The sequence below is a fragment of the Erwinia sp. MMLR14_017 genome (assembly GCF_033657285.1).
Taxonomy (GTDB): Bacteria; Pseudomonadota; Gammaproteobacteria; order Enterobacterales; family Enterobacteriaceae; genus Erwinia.
In genome coordinates this window covers 136,718-155,083 of record NZ_JAWVWP010000006.1, presented here as the reverse complement: position 1 = coordinate 155,083, position 18,366 = coordinate 136,718, and the positions used below count along the sequence as shown (strand labels likewise).

Here is an 18,366-nt window from a genome sequence, read left to right as displayed (position 1 = left end):
CAGGTCCAGGTCCAGGTCCAGGTCCAAAACTAAAACCAAAACTAAAACCAAAACCAGCTTCAAATCTGGTTTTAACCTGTGTGAACGCCAGGCCCACCAACAGCACTGAATTCAATGGGTGGCACCCCGGAGTGCATTAGCCGAGTGTATGCCGCAGGGATGCGGCATCCAGGCTTGCGCTAATGCCGCGCAACATATCAAAGTTAACCTTTCGCACTACGGCGTCTCGGATAAGGCACTCCGGGGCGACACCTTTGCACCGAACCCGGTTTTGACCTGTGTGACCGCCAAACCCACCAACAATGCCGAATTCAATGGGTGGCATCCCATATTTGATCTCTATTCCGCCCAGCGGCGGAAAATGAGCGAGGTATTGATGCCGCCAAACGCGAAATTATTCGACTGCACATAATCGGTTTGCAACTCACGCGGCTGGTGCATGATGTAATCCAGCTTGCCGCAATCTTCAGCAGGATCGGTGAGATTCAGCGTGGGCGCAAACCACCCTTCCCGCATCATTTCAATGCTCAGCCAGGCCTCCAGCGCACCACAAGCGCCCAGCGTATGGCCGAAATAGCTCTTGAAGGAAGAGATCGGCGTACCGTTACCAAAAATTGCCGCCGTGGCCAGGCTCTCGGCCACATCACCCCGATCGGTTGCCGTACCATGGGCGTTGATATAACCGATATCACTGGCAGTTAACCCGGTCATTTTCAGCGCGCCTTCAATACAAATCTGCATGGTTTCACGCTGAGGTTGCGTAATATGCGCCGCATCACAGTTGGTATAAAACCCAACTATCTCCGCATAAATCGTCGCACCACGAGCCTTTGCATGCTCCAGCTCTTCCAGCACCAGCGTACCTGCGCCCTCGCCTATAACCAGACCATCCCGCTGTTTATCGAAAGGTGAAGGAGTGGTTTCTGGCGCATCGTTGCGTTGGCTGGTAGCAAACAACGTATCGAAAACCGCCGCTTCTGACGGACAAAGCTCCTCTGCCCCGCCTGCCACCATCACCGTCTGATAACCATGTCGGATCGCTTCCCATGCATAGCCTATGGCCTGGCTGCCGGATGTGCAGGCACTGGATGTCGGGATCACCCGCCCACGCAGCCCAAAGAACAGACCGGTATTCACCGCAGCCGTATGCGGCATCATCTGCACGTAAGTGGTGCCGGTAATGTTATTGGTATGCTTCTCGGTCAGCATGGTGGCAAATTCGCTCACCGGGCCAGTACTGCCGGTTGATGAGCCGTAAGCGATACCGGTCTCGCCGTTGTTCAGCACGGGATGTTCCAGCAGTCCGGCCTGCTCCAGCGCGAGTTCACTGGCGCGGGTTGCCATCAGTGAAACCCGACCCATTGAACGGATGCGTTTACGTGTGTAATGCTGCGGCAGGGTGAAATCATCAACCGGCGCGCCTAAAAGCGTATTAAGCCCATCATAGACCTGCCATTCCGGCATCTTGCGCACCGCATTACGCCCGGCACGCATTCTCGCGGAAATTTCCGGCCAGCTGTTGCCGAATGCCGTCACACCGCCCATTCCCGTCACCACAACCCGGCGGATCACAACATACCTCCATTGATCGAGATGACCTGACGGGTCACGTAGCCCGCGATATCCGACATCAGATAGCTCGCCAGACCAGCCACTTCATCAGCCTGCCCCATCCGTTTCATCGGGATCATTCTCATCGCCTCTGCAACCGCCTCCGGCTCTATCTGGATCATCCCGGTATCGATCAGACCCGGTGCGATACAGTTCACGGTGATTTTGCGTTTTGCCAGCTCAATCGCCAGCGCTTTGGTGGCACCAATAATGCCCGCCTTAGCCGCGCTGTAATTGACCTGACCGCGATTGCCCATCAGCCCGGAAACGGACGACAGCGTAATAATACGTCCCCCTTTGCGCAGACCTATCATCGGCATGATACAGGGGTGAATAACGTTGTAGAAACTGTCCAGATTGGTATGGATCACGCTGTCCCAGTCCTCTTCGCTCAGGGCAGGAAACGCGCCATCGCGGGTAATCCCCGCATTGCTGACCACGCCGTAATAGGCGCCAAAATCGGCAATGTCCTGCTCTATCAGCGTGCGGCACTGCTCTCTGTTGGCGATATCAAAACCCAGAGCGCGCCCTTCGCCGCCCGCCTGTTGCATCTGGCGCAGCGTCTCTTCGGCTCCCGCACGGTCGCTGTGATAATGCACAACGACGTTAAAACCTTCGGCAGCCAGACGCAGAGCTATCGCCCGGCCAATGCCTTTGCTGCCACCCGTGACCAGTACAGAACGTGTCATTGGTTATTACCCTGTTGCATAAGTTGGTTGAGTTCTTCCCGGTCAGGCTGATAAGTGTTCAACCTGCCGCTGGCGTAGCGTTCGCCATTAATCGTGATGGCACCCTCGAAGCTGCCAATTTTCTCATCGCGCATTAAAAGCGTGACGGTGACTTCAAGCGTGACCCCTGCGGGGAAAACGGCCGCCTGGCAGCGGTATCCCCTGCCGCCTAACAGCATTCCCGGAGAGGGCTTATACTCATTTTGCGTACGCCCGTGCCAGCCGGACCAGACGCCAATGGTCTGAGCGATGATTTCAATGCCAAACCAGGCAGGCAGATCACCCTCAGCATTCAGAAAAGGCGACAGCACGCCCTCACCCACTGTTACCTGGCAGCAGGCACTCTCTTCGCTTACCCAGAGAACCTTTTCCACCAGCACCATTGGCGCATCATGCGGCAGATAGTCAGCCGCCCGTTTATAGTCAACCATTATGCTTTCCCAGAATCAGGCAGGTATTGTTGCCTCCAAAGGCAAAAGAGTTACTCATTATCGCGGAGCCGGAGAGTGGGCGAGCCTGGCGTAACAGCCCACACTCTGCCAGGGTATCATCCTGAACAGAGAGGGTGAAATTCTGCGGCGGCAGCGGCACAGGCTGAGTAAGCAGCAGCCAGCTTATCGCCGCTTCGCAAATGCCCGCTGCGCCCAGCGTATGCCCTGTCAGATGCTTGGTGGAACTACAGGGAACGGTGTCGCCAAAGATCTGGCTGACCACATCCGCTTCGATCCGATCGTTCAGCCGCGTGGCGGTGCCGTGCAGATTGATATAACCCAGCGCGCCAGGCGCCAGATTCGCCTGCTTAAGCGCCATCCTAATCGCCCGAATTGCCCCTTCGCCCTGAGGATGTGGCGCGGACATATGGTACGCATCAGAAGATTCACCCACGCCCAGGATAGCAACGGCCTGAGGCGTTTTGGTCAGCACCATCAATGCCGCGCCTTCGCCAATGGTAATGCCGTCCCGTTGCTTGCTGAACGGGGCGCATTGCGTCGGCGAGAGCGACTCCAGGCTGTCAAAACCGTTAACCGGCATGCGGCTCAGCGTATCTGCACCGCCAACAATCGCCACATCCGCCAGTCCGGCCTCTAGCAACCGCTGCCCGCTGATCAACGCCCGGGCGCTGGAGGAGCAGGCGGTGGAAAGCGTGTAGGCGGGGCCAGCGAGCGCCAGATAGTTCGCCAGAAAACGCGCCGGATCGCCCAACTCCTGCTGATAATAGTGATAATTTTCAGCCTGCTCGGCGACCCGGTTATCCGCTTCGTTCAGACCGGAGGTGCTGGTGCCAAGCACAACAGCGATACGGTCACGGCCAAAGGTGGCGATCGCCTCATCGACCTGTGGCTGGATTTGTTGCAAAGCGGCCAGCAGTAGCTGGTTATTCCGGCTGCGGTGCGCGGCAAAGGGTTCAGGTATCTCAGGCAGATCGGCATCCACCTTACCCGTCCAGCAGGGTTTACCATGCAGCAGCCAGCCGCTGTCCGGACGCATGCCGGGTGCGAAATTCCCCGCCAGATTAATAGCCGTAGTCGCCATATCGTTTCCCAGCGCACTGAGCATGCCCACCGCCGAAATGTAAATCATTGCGCATCCAGATGTTGAATAAGTATTTGATAGCCAAACGCAAACTGCTGAATGCTGACAGGTTCACGCCTGTCGCCGCGCTGCAGATAGCGGATTTCGGTAACCAGTTTGCCCTGCGGGTCGCGCAACTGGCGGCGCTCCTCTCCCTCTTTCAGCGTCCAGCCTGCTGGCAGGTGGGATTGCCATGCCGCTATGGGCCAGTGGCTCAGCATGATATCTGCCAGCACCTGGCTGGCTGGCGGCATCTCTGGCAGAACAATCGACTGTTCAGTATGAATGCCGCTGCTGTCGTAAGTTACCCTGAACAGCCGGATCCCCAGCGAGGAAAGCCCTGCCAGCGTCAGTTGCTGACTCTGTGCGCTAAGCAGCACCAGCAGGGACTGTTTTTTGCCTTTAAAAGTCCCGGTCAGCAGCTGTTGCTCAGTGAAGGCGGGTTCAATGCCCGGCGCGGGCAGCGTCACCCTAACGCCAGGCTTCAGCCAGGCTTCAGGACGGGTTTCATCAGGTTTGCTGGCACAACCCGCCAGCAGCAGCAGGGCCAGCGCAGCCACGGCAGTCGCTCTCATCTCTTTTTCCTTTTAGGCGGCATAGCAAGGGGAGCCAGTAAAAATGCGGTAAAAATGCCGCTGCATAACACAATGCCAAAGCTGGCGATGGCCTGAGTGCTGCTGAAAACCAGCATGCCCAGCGTCAGTAAGGTTGTCGCCATGGCCAGCGTCACCGCCAGCAATGAGGTTATCGGCGTGCCACGGGGATTACTGAAGAACAGGGTGTAATTAATGCCAATCCCCAGTACCAGAACCAGCGCCAGCAGAGAGAAGAGGTTCAGTGAATGCCCTGAAAGCGACAATGCAGCAAGTCCTCCTCCCAGCGACAACACCGAGGGCAGCACGCTGATTGCCCCCTGCCGTAAGCCCAGCCGTAACATATAGCTCAGCGCGATGGCGATCAGCGCCGCGGCAAGCAGCCAGCCCAGCAGCGTGCGGTAAAAGGCAAAGAGCCGATCAAAGGTGGCTTTGCGATCGATCCAGCTGACGCCCGGCATGCTTTTAGCCAGCGCGGCCAGTGCGGCGCTGTTGCTCACCCCTTCTACCGGCACCAGCACACCGCTACGCCCTTCCGCAACAGAAAGCCAGAGCAGACGCCAGCCCTCGCTGTTTGGGCTGTTAAGCCATTGCTCTGGCGTTACTGTCATGGCTGAAAGATCCGGCGCGGCAATCTGTACACCCGCCTGCCGCAACTGCGCCATCACCTGAGGCGCGGCCTTGCTGAGCAGAAGGTTATCCTGGTGCTGCTGTTGTAAAGAGGCGAGCGGCAACAGACGATACTGTTTCAGCCACTGGTGCGATTTGGCCTTCTCCAGTTCAGGCGCAAGCGCCTCCAGCCGTTGCAGCGTCTGCTCCGGCGTGTCGCCATATACCACCATCCAGGTCTGATCGGCGCTTTGTCCGGTCAGCTGCGTTACCTGTTTCTCCTGAGCCAGCAACGCTGGCGGCAGAGCCTGTAGCTGCGAGATATCATCATTCACCTGCAGCTTTGCCAGACCGAGGAGTGAAATGGCCGCCACCAGCAACGGCAGGCCAAGGCGCATCCGGAGATCTCTTCGCCAGCTTCCCAACCAGCGCCCCATCAGGGCCAGCTGCGGGACCGGACGAACCGGCAATCCTTTCACTAACAGGGGATACCAGCAGATCACCGTCAGGCAGGAAGCGGTCAGCCCCACGGCCGCGAAGACCGCCAGCTGACGAATTCCCGGAAAGGGTGCGAAAACCATAATCAGCCAGGCAATGGCCGTGGTGCCTAATGCCAGCAGCAATGCGCGGATCACTTTTTGCAGGCTCTCTGCAGGCGTGGCCTCCATGCCATGAACCATCCGTTCCGTCAGATAATACAGGGTGTAGTCAGCCGAGATACCGACAATGCTCAGGCTCATCACCAGCGTCATCAGATGCAGTTCGCCAAACAGTAACAGCGTTACGACGATCCCGGCCAGCGCCCCAACGCCTACCGACAAAGCGCAAAGCAGCAGCGGACGAAACGAGCGAAACACGGAAAATACCAACAGCAGGACGCCGATAACGGTGGCAACCCCCAGTGTGGAAACATCGTGTTTTGCCTGCTGGCTGGCATAATCACTGAACCAGACCGTGCCCCGCGCCAGCAGCTGCGCCTCTGGATACTCTCTCTTCAGACGACTTTTAAGATCGGCAAGCTGCGCCACAATCGCCCGGCTTTGCTGCATATCGAAGGAGCTGCCGCTGAGTTCAGCATGCAGGAAATACCATACCCTTCCCTGCTTATCGGTGGTGGTCAGCCAGCCCTGGCTCAGGCCAAGTTTTCCGCTGTTTTGCTGTAGCGCCAGCTGCGCACCGCGCACCAGCAGCAGCGGGTCGTGCGACAGCTCCTGGCCACTGACGCCCGCAAAGGCCGAATAGAGCTGTCCCAGTACCCAGTCGCCCTGCGCCGAACCGCCGTTTTCCAGCCTGGTGCGGGTGAGCGGATCGATCAGGGCATTGCGGTGCTGCCAGGCAAATTTCCCCCAGGCCTGCTGCCTGTCAGCCGCCATTGGTCCCTGTACATTCTGCAGCATCGGCAGCGCCTGTAGCTGCTTCAGATACCAGTTGGCTACGGCAGGATCGGGAGTTTCGCCAGCGCTGACCAGCCAGACAAGCTGGCGATCCAGCCGCTGCATAAAGCCCTGTTGCAGCTCGGGAGGAATATCCCCCATCGCCTGTTCCGGCAGCAGCGCCAGCACGCTGCTGTTAATGGTCGCTCTGGGCAAAAGCATCACCAGCAAGGCGACCAGCAGCAGGCAGATCGTCAGCCAGCCCAGAGCAAGACGACGTGGCGTATCAGAAAACAAAACGCTGTTGCTCCTCACTGGTCAGACTGGCCGTCGTCCGCTGATTGTTGAGAGAAATTGCCGTTTTATCACCCTGACGGTCGTTCAGCTCAATTGCCTCCAGCCAGGCTGCGCCCTGCAGGGTAATGGTATTAAACAATTTATCCAGCGGTGAGGTTTTTGGCGTCAGAACCAGCTGCCATTTCCCCTGCCCGCGATCCTGAAAATCCAGCGCAAAGTTTTGCTCCAGCACCTGGCGATCGGCCCGGAACAGCGCACGCAGCAGATGATTAAACTGAAACATCTGTGGGTTACTCTCTGCCGTGACGATCTGCGGTGCCTGGCCGTTCATCACCTGCATCATGCGCTTGTCATCCAGCACCAGCGTCAGGGGGAAAGGCCTGGCCTGATGCCACCACAATCCCTTATCCTGGGCAATCAGCAGCTCGCCGCTGGATTTAAGCGGTGCCATCCCTTTGATTTCCCGCAGCTGGGTGAAATCAGCCCGCACGACCGCCTGGCTGGCAAAACGTTGCTGAAGATCGTCAAGCGTAACCGCCTGAACAGCAGCGCTTAACAGCAGCAGTCCGGCAAGCAGAAAGCGGATCATAACTGCACTCCCAGACGTTCAAACAAGATGGGAGGCGAGACAAAACTCATCTCCTGGCTGCTCTCTTCCACCGCGACCTGAATGGTATAACCAGTGGTAAGGCGCTTACCGCTCCGGGCGTCAAAGATCTGATAGGCGATACGCAACCGGTTCTCTATCTCTTCCAGCGTGGCACGCACGCGAATAGTCTGTTCAAAGGTCAGCACCGCGCGGTATTTCACCCGCGTATCCACCACCGGCCACAGGTAGCCGGAGGCTTTCATTTCCCGATAGCCATAATTGAATTTTCGTAGCAGCGCTTCGCGGGCAATCTCAAAATAGCGGAAATAGTTGCCGTGCCAGACAACGCCCATGGCATCCACATCATGAAAAGGAATGCTCATTTCCACTTCAACAGAAAAACGCGGGTCGTTTAACACTGTGATTCCTCTTTCTCATCCGTTTGCGATTGCTCCGGCAGTTGCCAGAAATCGAAAAAATTAAACCAGTCCAGCGGCGCCATCAGCGCATGGTGCGCCAGCCTGTCGGCATAGCTGTCCACAACCTGCTGTAATGCCTGCTGGCGCGTAGCGCGGGGTAATACCAGCGGGTCGGCAAAGGGTTCGCAATGCAGCCGCAGCTTTCCCTCTTCCCGCAGGGCAAACATCAGCAGCACCGGGCAGCGCAGGGCAGCTGCCAGCACGAAAGGCCCCTGTGGAAAAGGGGCGGGCTTGCCGAGAAAGTCGCTCCAGATCACCCGTCTTACTCCGCCTCGCTGACGATTAACGGCTGTCCGGTCACCGACTATCGCTATCCACTCTCCGGCATCCAGCTTCTGCTTCAGCAAAATGGCGGTTTCCGGGCCAATGTCCGTAACCGGCATTACATGCCTGCTGGCCTCTGGCGCTATCTCATCCATAACCTGCCGAAAACGCTGCGCGTTGTCGGTAAAGACCAGCGCATTGATCACCAGCCCGCTCACCTGCTGTGCCAGCGCCCGGCAGGCTTCAATATCACCAAGATGCGAGGCCAGAATCACTCTGCCGCCTGGCTTCCCGCTGGCGATGACCTCTTCCGCGCCGGGGGCAAAATCTATCTCTTTTCCCCAGCGGAGATCGCCCCGCCAGCTGGCAATCTTCTCCAGCATTGATTCGCCAAAACGAAGATAGTGATGGAAACTGTTTACCCGGCCGGGCAGCGTGCGATGTTGCTGGCGGGCATACTGGCGAATATGTTTGATCCACTGACGGGAAGCCGCCCGCTGGGGGCCGCCGGTAAGCCAGTAAAACCCGATAACGGGCCAGAGCAAACAGGTGAATAACCCACGCCCGAAGAACCGATAAATCCACAGCATGAATTTCAGGCCCGCCAGCCCTTTACGCTCTTTTATGCCCGCCCAGTGCTCTCCACGGCGGCGCTTAAGCAGCGATGGGATGCGTGGCAGCATGCCGAAAAACAGACGCGTATGCATCCAGGAGATCCGCAAATTGTCATGAAGCGCATCGAAATGCGATACACCATCAACAGGATAGGTCACGCGCGTGGGAATAAAACGGCCTGGCGTGCCGCGCCAGTAGAGGCGCACCATGACTTCAGTGTCAAAATCCATCCGCTCTCCGATGGGATGCCGTGTCGCCAGTGCCAGCGTCGGCGCCAGAGGATAGACGCGGAATCCACACATGCTGTCCCTGATGGAAAACGACAGGGTTTCCACCCATACCCAAAAATGGGTGATGTAACGGCCATAGAGACGAGATTTGGGGATCGAGTCGTCATAGATCGGCTGCCCGGAAATCAGGCAGTCCGGATGCTGACGCGCCTCTGCCAGCAGCGCAGGGCTGTCTTCAATCTGATGTTGACCATCAGCGTCAACCTGTAGCGCATGGCTGAATCCGGCAGCGGCAGCCGCCTGTAGCCCACGCATCACTGCCGCGCCCTTGCCGCGATTCTGCGGCAGGCGGATAAGCGTAACGTTCTCGTGATCTACTGCTGCCAGGCAGGCCTGCGTCGCCTCATCGCTGCCGTCGTCGATGATAAACACCGGCAGGCCAAAAGGCGCCAGCCTTGCCAGCACTGAAGCCATCGTCGCCCCGTGGTTATAACAGGGGATCACCACGCAGGGGGAAAAGTTCGCTAGCACAGCGTGATCTTCCCACTGCTGGCCCGCTGGGGCTGTTCGCCATCCACAATCTGGTAGTCGAACTGCAGGCAGCTTTTCTCACTCTGCCAGCTCAGCGTCAGTTTCAGGGCATGGCCCGGCAGGATCGGCTGCTGAAATTTGATATTCTCAACCGCTGAAAACTGCCTGCCGGGTGCCAGCAATGCCACGCCGTAGTGCATTACCCAGTCAAGCTGGGCAACGCCGGGCAATAGCGGTTGCGTGGGGAAATGACCGCGGAACCAGAACAGATCTGGCTCAACCTTCAGTAAAAGTTCTGCCTTTCCAGCCTGTAGCTGACAGGAAAGCTCAACGGGCAGCATAAAATAGCTCCTCTATTTGTGGCCAGGCACGCTTGCTTTGGCTGTTATGCGGGATACTGTTCACAATTCGCCAGTACCTCGGGATGGCAACCGGCTCCAGCCAGCGACAGAGTTCCTGCCGCCATTCGCGCTTCATCTGCGCCAGCGTTTTCTCATCGTAGTCGGCATCCAGCACCAGCACCACGCCAATGCCGCTGCGTTCAGGACGGCGGACTGCCAGCGCTACGACGTCCATCACCTGCGGCAATGCCAGCAGCCGTCGCTCAATTTCACTCAGCGAAACGCGCTTATCTTCAACTTTTACCGTGCGATCGTAGCGGCCACCGAGCTGGAAGCCTGCACTGGTAAACGCCAGTTTATCGTCCAGCTGCAACCCTTGCTGCCCGGGGATCAGCGGCGACCTGGCCCACCAGCGCTGCTGTGCATCCTGCGAGAAATTTACGCCATCAAAGGGCTGCCACAGCTGCTTTTCGGAGGTGCGGCTACGCACCGCCAGCACGCCGGTTTCGGTGCTGCCATAAATTTCTTCCACCGGCTGCTTCAGCCAGCTATTGACCTCCTGCGCACAGGACCAGGGCAGCTCACCGCCAGCGGAAACGATCAGCTTGCAGCGCGGCGCAGGCAAGGTGAGGTCGAGTCGGCGTAAAAAGGCGGGACTGCTGATCAACACGTAATCTTCTGAATCCGCCAGGGCAGAGAGCTGCTCGCTATAGAGTATCTGGCGACAGTCAAAGGGCTGTCCCAACGCCAGCGGCAGGATCAGCCGGAAGGTGAGGCCATAGAGATGCTGATGGCTGACAGTTGCGATCACCGTGCAGCCCGCCAGGCGATCTACCCAGTACTCCGCCAGACAGCGGGCCTCGGCATCAAGACAGCGCACCGGCTTGATCACTTGCCGTGGGGCGCCGGTAGAGCCGGAGGTAAACAGCACGACAAAAGCATCGGAACTCAACGCTGGCAGAGCGGAGTAGCAAGAGGCTTCTGCATTGGCAGAGAGGGGAAGCTGGAGGATTGGAGAATTAAGCGTAAACCAGCCGTCGGTTAACACGGCGTCAAACTCGCTGCTTTGCTCCTGTAAAAGCGACTCGCGGCAGTGGCCGGGGATAACAGGCACTTTTCCGGCATGCAGCGCGGCCAGCAGGGCCACGCTGAACAGATAACTGTCGTCAAAGCAGAGCGCCCATCTCCGGGCGGGATGCGCCAACAGACGATGGCCCAGCGCGGTCACCTCCTGCTGCCACTGCTGACGGCTGAATAGCTGCGTGCCAAGTCGCGCCACTGGCCCGCCATAAGGGGTGCTCAGCCACTGCGCCACCGGCAGAGTGCTCATGCCTGCTTTCTCATTCGCTGCCAGCGTGCTCATGCCTGCTTTCTCATTCGCTGCCGCAGCAGCCATTCGCCCGCCATCAACAGCCCCATCAACAGATAACTGACCAGCCCGTTCCACCACGTCCACCAGAGAAGATTGTTCATCAGGCAGGTCGCCAGCGCGACGCTCCCGTTAACGATAAAAAACAGAGACCAGATCTGCGTCACCCGCCGTGTCCAGCGCACCCCTCGCGGCGGCAGTTCAGGTTCACGCAGCCGGGCCAGGCGCTCTACCAGCGGCATACGGCTGAATAATGAACCGCCAAACAGCATCAGCATCACTGCGTTGACCATCACCGGATACCACAACAGCAGACTGTTTTCCCGCAGAAATAGCGTGCTGAGACTTAAAGCAGCGCCGGTCAGCGCCAGCCATTTTACCAGCAAAGGCAGAGCGCCCTGCCGCCCTCGGAGCATCAGCCAGCGCAGAATAAACAGCACGGCGGCAAAAGGCAGCAACCAGCGCCAGGCAGGATGCGTTAGCGAGAGCCAGACCATAAGCGGCCAGGCGACCATCATCAGCGCGCTGGCACCCTGCAACACCTTGAACATCGTCCGGGGATTACTCTTCGCGGATCAGCTGATCGACCGCATCGACCACATCCTGCACGGTGCGGACGGCTTTAAACATCTCAGGCTTAATTTTACGCCCGATACGTTTTTGCAAATGCACAACCATGTCCACCGCATCAATGCTGTCCAGTTCCAGATCTTCATACAGCCGTGATTCAGGCCTGATAGCTTCCGCGTCGACTTCAAAAAGTTTCACCAGCAGGCCGGTGACTTCCTGATAAATTTCATTCTTATCCATAAATAACTCGCGATGTTGTGGATCAGGCACCCAGCTTGCGCTGAGCCAGAATAAATGCCGCCAGCGCAGAGACGGAGTAAAAATGTTGACGCATCTCTTCGCTCTCAGCCGAGAGCACCACGCCATAGCGATTCTTCACCGCCAGACCAAGCTCCAGCGCATCAATAGAGTCCAGCCCCAGCCCGTCACCAAATAGCGGGGCATCGCTCTCTATATCCTGCGTGGTAATCTCTTCCAGATTGAGGGTGTCGATAATCATCTGTTTTATTTCAAGCGCCAGCTCTTCCATACCTGTTTCCGAATAATTATTGATGTTACGGGGTTAATGCCTGCTGCAAAAATTGGGTCAGATGACGGGCCGCCAGCGGCTGCGCATCCTCATTCCCGGCCAGAAAGTGTTGGCTCTCTATCCGTTCACCTACCGTCACGGTAAACAGCGGCTTTTCCGGAGGGACCTGGTACCAGCGGCTCTGTTTATCAAGCATCCGTTGGGTGCAGCGGATGTGCACAATACGCAAGTCACAGCGGCAACGCACGGCAATATTCGCCGCGCCGCGTTGAAGCTTTAGCGGCTCGCCGTAGCGGGTCCGGGTGCCTTCAGGAAAAATCATGATCGCATCGCCGTTGTCCAGCCGCTGCTGACAGTCTGGCAACAGCGTTTCGGCCTGACTGTTAATCAGGTAGCTGGCCGAGCGTATCACCCCGCTGACAAAAAAATTCCGCTGCAGGTCAGCTTTTACCAGGCAGTCCACATCCGGCATCACGGAAGCCAGCATCACGTAATCGATAAGGGAGGGATGATTAGCCACTACCAGACATCGACGATCGCGCCTCAGCTCTTCAGCCCCCACAATGCGATAGTCCAGCACCCCCAACGCACGGGTGGTACGCAAAAAGCAGCGAAAGCTGAACGAAATAGTGCGCCTGGCCCACTGCCGACGCCGCAGTGGGTTGCGCTGTACCAGCAGCAGCAAATTGAACCACACCACCGACAGCAGCAGTCCTCCCAGGCCAAACAGTGAAAAGCAGACCCCGGTCATCATGATTCGCCAGAGCCTGTTTAATGAAGCCGCGCACCCTGTTTTCTCACTCATCACGGCGCGTCCACTGCCAGTTCAGCCTGTCGCCCTTCAGAGTAAAGGTGGCCGCGTCAGCCAGCACGGCATGTAAAAACAGCAGACTTTGCGGCAGCTCCCCCTCTTCTTTCTGCGCAACGGGGGTGGATTCACAGCGGTAACAATCGCCAGCAGCCAGTAACAGCGCGACGGCATAGGGGCTGCGTAACATTTCTGCGGGAAGGTGTTGATGGTAAAATTCGGGGATAGCGCCATCGAAATCGACCAGCAGCACCTGCTGATAACCGGCGGCGTGCAGCGCGGTCACTTCAACCAGCCCCTGCTGAAAAGAGTCTACGCCCGCCGACAGCGAGGTGCTGACCAGCGCTTTTGCAGCAGCAATAGTCAGGCTGCCCACGGCGGCATTGTGCACGGACATGGCGAAATCGGTAGGAGAAAGATCTTCTTCACGAGCCAGCGAGGTCAGAATGCGCAGATTACGCTCCAGCTCGCCGTGGCGACTGCTGAACACGATGGCATCCACGCGCTGGCGCTGCAACAGGGCCAGGCCGCTTTCCACGGCGGCGCGGCTTCCGCCCATTAAACGACGGGCCGTCATCATCGGCAGAAAGCGCGTTTTGGCCATCGGCTGGCTGACATCGATCTCCGGGGGGCCGCCTGCCCACTGTTGCCAGTCGGCCTGCTCATTCAGTCCCGGCGCCATCGCCTGCCAGTCAAGGAGTGTAAAAGCTAATCTCATACGTCAAATCTTCTTAAAGCGTCCCTGCGGCGATGCGGCAAAGGCATTGCGCTACAGCTTAGCGTCCGCCTGGCCTCATTAGCACTCAGATTTACCCGCAATTGCGAGCCATCCCCGGTTTTGTTCTGTGAGCGGGTATGAAGGGATTGTCGGCAGAGCGGAACGAATCTTTAGCTTCCCTGAAGCTTTTGCGCCAGAAAAAGGGTTGCTTTAACAGCCCGAAAGGCGAGACGCGGCTATATCCTGAGCAAGCGAGGCAATCCAGCGAATGTTATTAGGGTGCCTCACCGTCAGTTCTTACGCTTAATGGCACTGTTGCCGCGCATAATAGCACTCGTTGCTAAACAATGCGACGCGCTGAAGCGCCTTTTCTCAGGGCGTCCAGCCGCCGCCCAGCGCGCGATAGAGGTCAATCTGCGCCTGCAGTAAATTATTTTTCACCTGGACCACGTTTAACTGCGTAGTAAACAGCGTCCGCTGCGCATCAAGCTCGTCCAGATAAGAGGCATAACCATTTTGGTAACGATTGCGGGAAATACGTAACGCTTCGCTGACCACCTGCTCCTGCTTTTGCAACTCGACCAGCTGTTGCTTGTAACGCTCAATGGCATCGAGATCGTTATTCACTTCGCTGAATGCGTTGCGTACCACTTTTTCATAGCTGTACAACGCCTGGTTGCGGGTCGCCATTGAGACATCCACCTGGGCCGTCAGCGCTTCCCGGTTCAGCAAGGGTGCCAGCACGCTGCCGCCAATGCTCCATAAGCGGAAAGGATTATCCACCAGTTGATGGAGCACGGAACTTTGCATTGTGCCGGTGGCGGTCAGATTAAGCGCAGGCAGGAGCTGGGCACGGGAAGATTGCAACGTACCGTCTGCTGCCAGCAGCAGTCGCTCGGCCTGCACAATATCGGGCCTGCGCTGCAGAAGCTGCGACGGCAGAACGGCGGGAAGCTTCTGCGGCGCTATATGATCGAACTTGCTCTGACGCGCGATCTCCCTGGGATTCATGCCCACCAGGATACTCAGCGCGTTTTCCTGCTGCGCAATCTGATGTTGCAGAACCGGAATTTGCGCTTTCGCCGTCTGGTATTCTGATTCAGACTGAACCCACTCCAGTTTGGAGGTATAGCCCGTTTCATATTGCCGCTGGGCCAGCTTCAGCGAATTCATGCGCGAGGAGAGCGTAGCTTGTGTGACGCGCAGTTGCTCATCCAGCGATACCAGCGTCATATAACCGGAAGCCACCGAGCTGGCAACGGTCAGTTCGGCAGCAGAGGCGGCGGCCTGTTGGGCGGCGAGCGTGGCTTTTGCTGCATCAATACTGCTGCTGCGCGCTCCCCATAAATCGACATCGTAGTTGGCCTGGAGCAATCCCTGAAACACCGCACCTTCATGAGGCTGGCCCGTCGCGGAAGAGAGTGACCGGGCATGGGAGGCGGCAACGCCTGCATCCAGCGTCGGGAAATTATCCCCCAGCGCGCCGCGCAGCTCAGCCCGATACTGGTCAACGCGCGAACGCGCGGTCAGAATATCGGGATTATTGCGCAGCGCCTGCTCAACCAGCCGGTTAAGATCTCTGTCGCCAAATGCCCGCCACCAGTTAGCCTCAACGGCGGAAGCTGGCCCCACCTGATTCCGCCACTGCTGCGGGATAGGCAAAGAACCGGGAGCTTTCTCCACTTCTGTGGCGCAGCCGGAAAGCGTTGCGGTCAGTAACGCTGCCAGCAATGAAACAGACCAGCGCATTACTTTTCCTCCCCTTTCCGGGCCGCATCGGCGGTATCAATATTGACCTCAACGGACATGCCAGGCCGCAGGTGCGCGACGTTATCACTGGTGATTTTGATGCGAACAGGAATACGCTGGGCAATCTTCACGAAGTTGCCAGTAGCGTTATCTGGCGAAATGGCGCTGAACTCCGAACCGGCAGCCGGAGAGATATATTCAACCTCTCCTGTAAAGCGCTCTTCGTTCAGGGCATCAACCGTAAAGGTTACCGGCAGGCCTGGTTTCACCCGCGCCATCTGCGTCTCTTTCATGTTGGCAACCACCCACATCTGCGCCGGTACAAGGGAAGTCAGGCGGGTTCCCGCCGTGACGTAAGCTCCCTGACGAACTGCAATCTGACCGAGCTGGCCGTCGCGCGGAGCAATAATTCGGGTGTTATCCAGATCGATTTGGGCCAGCTCCAGTGCCGCCTGTGCGCTCTCCACGTCTGCTTCAAGAGAGGCCCGATTGACGAGTACGGTTTGCAAATCCTGGCGGGAGACGTCCAGCGTCGCCTTCGACTGCTGAACATCGGTCAGGGTCTGGCTGTTGCTGGCGCGTGAGGCATCTCTTTCACGAATCGACAGGGAGCCGTCGGAGACCAGATTCTCTACACGCTTCAGATCAAGCCCGCTTTTTACCGCCTGGGCTTTGGCATTCTCCAACGCGGCCTGATTACGCTCAATGACCGCCTGCGCGCTGCGCCGCTGCTGAATATTATTGGCCAGCGCGGCTTTCTTCATCGCCAGCTGAGCCTGCGCCTGATGCACCTTCTGCTTATAAATACGGTCATCAATAGTCATCAGCAGTTCACCCTGTTTAACAGGCTGATAGTCCAGGACTTCTACCGAGGTCAGATAGCCATTCACCTGCGGACTGATAAATGTCACCTGTCCGCGTACATAGGCGTTCTCTGTTGACTGGATCTGGCTGGTAAAAGGAGGAAGCTGCCAGGCGTAGAGGATCACCAGTACCCCCACTACCGCGATGCTCGCACCAAAGGCGATAGATAAAATACGCAGTTTATTGTTTCGTTCCTGTTCAGAGCGCTGGCTCTCTTCCTGCTGACTCATTAATGCCCCGTGCTGATCGAAGTGGTTGGATGTTGCATGGCCCGCTGCTCGGCTTCCGCTTCACGCTTAGCCTGAAGCCAGTTGAGATAACGCTGACGTGAAAGACGCCACAGTACCCAAACCAGGGTGATAAAAGCCATGCCTGCGGTCAGTAAATAGGTGTCGTTATAGGCGAGTACGTTAGCCTGCAACGTGGCAACCGTTTGTAGCTGCGCCGTCCCCTGCGCGCCGCGAAGAACGCTGTCGCCGATAAAACTGTTAAACAGACTGGTGTACTGGCTGAGCCTTTCGGTGACGTTGGGATTAAGGTAAGAGAGCTGATCCGCTATCAGACTGGAGTGATATTTTTCGCGCCACGTCTGGAAGGTGCCTAATATCGCCGATCCCATCAGCCCGCCCAGGTTCTGACACATGCCAAACAACACCACCAGACTTACCATATTTTTGGGTTGTGTCACCACGCTGCCGATATTCATAAGTAACGCGGGGGCAACAAAGAAAGTGCCGCTAAACCCCAGTAAAAACTGGCTGAAATACATATTATTAGCGCGTGTCAAAGGACTGGACTGGGCGTCCATTAACGAAGCCACGATAATCAGTATCAGCGATAACACCATGGGCCAGCTCAGATGCTTAACGTTAATCGTCAGTGCGCTTACGACAATGCCGGCGAGAACGCCAAGCAGGATCGCCAGCGACAGGTATTGCATTTGATCGTTAAGTAAGCCGACCTGCTGTAGGTAACCAATCGCTCCGGTGTTCTGCTCCGCCAACGTTACGCGCAGCATAATCATGACCAGGCCAAGACGCAGGATTGATCCGGTGCCCAGCCAGCGAGTATTAATCAGCGGATTGCTGCGGTTATGTTCAAGCACTATGGCGGCAATAACCAGCACCAGCCCGATAGCGAGACAAACACCCAGCCATGGGGTGCTGGTCCACCATTCAATTCGTCCCTGTGAAAGCACGGCACAAAAAAGGGCTATGCCCGGCGCCATTAAAAAGAAGGTGAGAAAATCTTTCTTTTCAAAAACTCTGATGCGCTCGCCCGGCGGCAGTTTCAGGATCAGTACCGCACCAAGGCAGATCATTGCCAGGCCCAGTTCGAAAAGATAAAGCCCCCGCCACTCATCAAGCTGTAAAAGCCGACTGGAGAACATACGTGCCAGCGGAACGGCCAGCTGGGATACGCTTATTCCAATAGTCAGAGCCTTGAGGCGATGTTTCGCCGGCCAGGCCTGGATCTGATAGTAGATGCCTAAAGAACTCAGGGCCGCCCCCACCATGCCATGGGCAGCTCGCACGATGATTGCGGAACTGAGGTCGTTAACCAGCAGGTGGAAAAACGCCACCAGAACATAGAGCACCAGAAAGGCTTCGGTAAAAATTCTCAGGCCAAACTGCTGGCGAAACTTTACCAGTAGCAGGTTAATCGAGATATTCCCCATAACATAAACCGCCGGCAACCAGGCAATTTCATTGCTATAGGCACCAAACACGCCCTGAAGGTTAGTGAGATTTGCCGTAACCAGCGCATTACTCAGCGAGCCGGTAAGCGAAATCAGTAAACCGATAATAGCGAAAGCAACACGCCTTTTTGCAGGATGCAGCGGCGTTGAAGGCGAACCTGGCATCATCGGCTTTTCGCCGGGTGCCCATTCTCGCGGGGCGAACGGGTCGGGTCGGTTACCACTCAT

The 18,366-nt window shown here is 57.2% G+C and carries 19 protein-coding genes; all 19 read right to left on the bottom strand.

From position 1 onward, the window contains the following. Positions 1–339: 339 nt before the first annotated feature. Positions 340–1,572: a beta-ketoacyl-ACP synthase gene (locus SD961_RS12180; protein ID WP_318790629.1), complete on the bottom strand. Its 1,233-nt coding sequence runs from the start codon at positions 1,570–1,572 to the stop codon at positions 340–342. Continuing rightward, the gene (locus SD961_RS12175; protein ID WP_318790628.1) at positions 1,569–2,300 is read right to left on the bottom strand and encodes a 3-ketoacyl-ACP reductase FabG2; all 732 of its coding nucleotides are present in this window, start codon (positions 2,298–2,300) and stop codon (positions 1,569–1,571) included. Before SD961_RS12175 ends, SD961_RS12180 begins: the two co-directional genes overlap by 4 nt. Next, positions 2,297–2,770: a hotdog family protein gene (locus tag SD961_RS12170; RefSeq protein ID WP_318790627.1), complete on the bottom strand. Its 474-nt coding sequence runs from the start codon at positions 2,768–2,770 to the stop codon at positions 2,297–2,299. Before SD961_RS12170 ends, SD961_RS12175 begins: the two co-directional genes overlap by 4 nt. Then, entirely contained in the window at positions 2,763–3,920 is a 1,158-nt protein-coding gene (locus tag SD961_RS12165; protein WP_318790626.1) for a beta-ketoacyl-[acyl-carrier-protein] synthase family protein, read from the bottom strand. The genes SD961_RS12170 and SD961_RS12165 overlap by 8 nt, the downstream gene beginning before the upstream one ends. Beyond that, positions 3,917–4,486, bottom strand: coding sequence for a DUF3261 domain-containing protein (locus SD961_RS12160; protein ID WP_318790625.1), 570 nt, complete (start codon positions 4,484–4,486; stop codon positions 3,917–3,919). Before SD961_RS12160 ends, SD961_RS12165 begins: the two co-directional genes overlap by 4 nt. Next, positions 4,483–6,801, bottom strand: coding sequence for an MMPL family transporter (locus SD961_RS12155; RefSeq protein ID WP_318790624.1), 2,319 nt, complete (start codon positions 6,799–6,801; stop codon positions 4,483–4,485). The genes SD961_RS12160 and SD961_RS12155 overlap by 4 nt, the downstream gene beginning before the upstream one ends. Next, positions 6,773–7,372 carry an outer membrane lipoprotein carrier protein LolA gene (locus tag SD961_RS12150; protein WP_318790623.1) on the bottom strand — a complete coding sequence of 200 codons (600 nt, stop codon included), beginning with the start codon at positions 7,370–7,372 and terminating at the stop codon, positions 6,773–6,775. The genes SD961_RS12155 and SD961_RS12150 overlap by 29 nt, the downstream gene beginning before the upstream one ends. Further along, the gene (locus tag SD961_RS12145) at positions 7,369–7,791 is read right to left on the bottom strand and encodes a thioesterase family protein (protein WP_318790622.1); all 423 of its coding nucleotides are present in this window, start codon (positions 7,789–7,791) and stop codon (positions 7,369–7,371) included. Before SD961_RS12145 ends, SD961_RS12150 begins: the two co-directional genes overlap by 4 nt. Then, positions 7,785–9,491 (bottom strand): glycosyltransferase family 2 protein, encoded by a 1,707-nt coding sequence (locus tag SD961_RS12140; protein ID WP_318790621.1) that lies wholly within the window; start codon positions 9,489–9,491, stop codon positions 7,785–7,787. Before SD961_RS12140 ends, SD961_RS12145 begins: the two co-directional genes overlap by 7 nt. Further along, on the bottom strand, positions 9,485–9,832 hold the full coding sequence (locus SD961_RS12135; protein WP_318790620.1) for a hydroxymyristoyl-ACP dehydratase: 348 nt from the start codon (positions 9,830–9,832) through the stop codon (positions 9,485–9,487). The genes SD961_RS12140 and SD961_RS12135 overlap by 7 nt, the downstream gene beginning before the upstream one ends. Further along, positions 9,819–11,228, bottom strand: coding sequence for an AMP-binding protein (locus SD961_RS12130; protein ID WP_318790619.1), 1,410 nt, complete (start codon positions 11,226–11,228; stop codon positions 9,819–9,821). The genes SD961_RS12135 and SD961_RS12130 overlap by 14 nt, the downstream gene beginning before the upstream one ends. Continuing rightward, positions 11,192–11,752, bottom strand: coding sequence for a hypothetical protein (locus SD961_RS12125; protein ID WP_318790618.1), 561 nt, complete (start codon positions 11,750–11,752; stop codon positions 11,192–11,194). The genes SD961_RS12130 and SD961_RS12125 overlap by 37 nt, the downstream gene beginning before the upstream one ends. A gap of 10 nt (positions 11,753–11,762) precedes the next feature. Next, entirely contained in the window at positions 11,763–12,011 is a 249-nt protein-coding gene (locus SD961_RS12120) for an acyl carrier protein (protein WP_318790617.1), read from the bottom strand. Positions 12,012–12,033: 22 nt separating this feature from the next. Then, positions 12,034–12,300, bottom strand: a complete 267-nt coding sequence (locus tag SD961_RS12115; RefSeq protein WP_318790616.1) for a phosphopantetheine-binding protein — start codon at positions 12,298–12,300, stop codon at positions 12,034–12,036. Positions 12,301–12,325: 25 nt separating this feature from the next. Then, positions 12,326–13,105 (bottom strand): lysophospholipid acyltransferase family protein, encoded by a 780-nt coding sequence (locus tag SD961_RS12110; protein WP_318790615.1) that lies wholly within the window; start codon positions 13,103–13,105, stop codon positions 12,326–12,328. Beyond that, entirely contained in the window at positions 13,098–13,826 is a 729-nt protein-coding gene (locus tag SD961_RS12105) for a beta-ketoacyl synthase chain length factor (RefSeq protein ID WP_318790614.1), read from the bottom strand. Before SD961_RS12105 ends, SD961_RS12110 begins: the two co-directional genes overlap by 8 nt. A 372-nt stretch (positions 13,827–14,198) precedes the next feature. Further along, positions 14,199–15,575: an efflux transporter outer membrane subunit gene (locus SD961_RS12100; protein ID WP_318790613.1), complete on the bottom strand. Its 1,377-nt coding sequence runs from the start codon at positions 15,573–15,575 to the stop codon at positions 14,199–14,201. Further along, the gene (locus SD961_RS12095; RefSeq protein WP_318790612.1) at positions 15,575–16,669 is read right to left on the bottom strand and encodes an HlyD family secretion protein; all 1,095 of its coding nucleotides are present in this window, start codon (positions 16,667–16,669) and stop codon (positions 15,575–15,577) included. Before SD961_RS12095 ends, SD961_RS12100 begins: the two co-directional genes overlap by 1 nt. Continuing rightward, the gene (locus SD961_RS12090) at positions 16,669–18,366 is read right to left on the bottom strand and encodes an MFS transporter (protein WP_318790611.1); all 1,698 of its coding nucleotides are present in this window, start codon (positions 18,364–18,366) and stop codon (positions 16,669–16,671) included. The genes SD961_RS12095 and SD961_RS12090 overlap by 1 nt, the downstream gene beginning before the upstream one ends.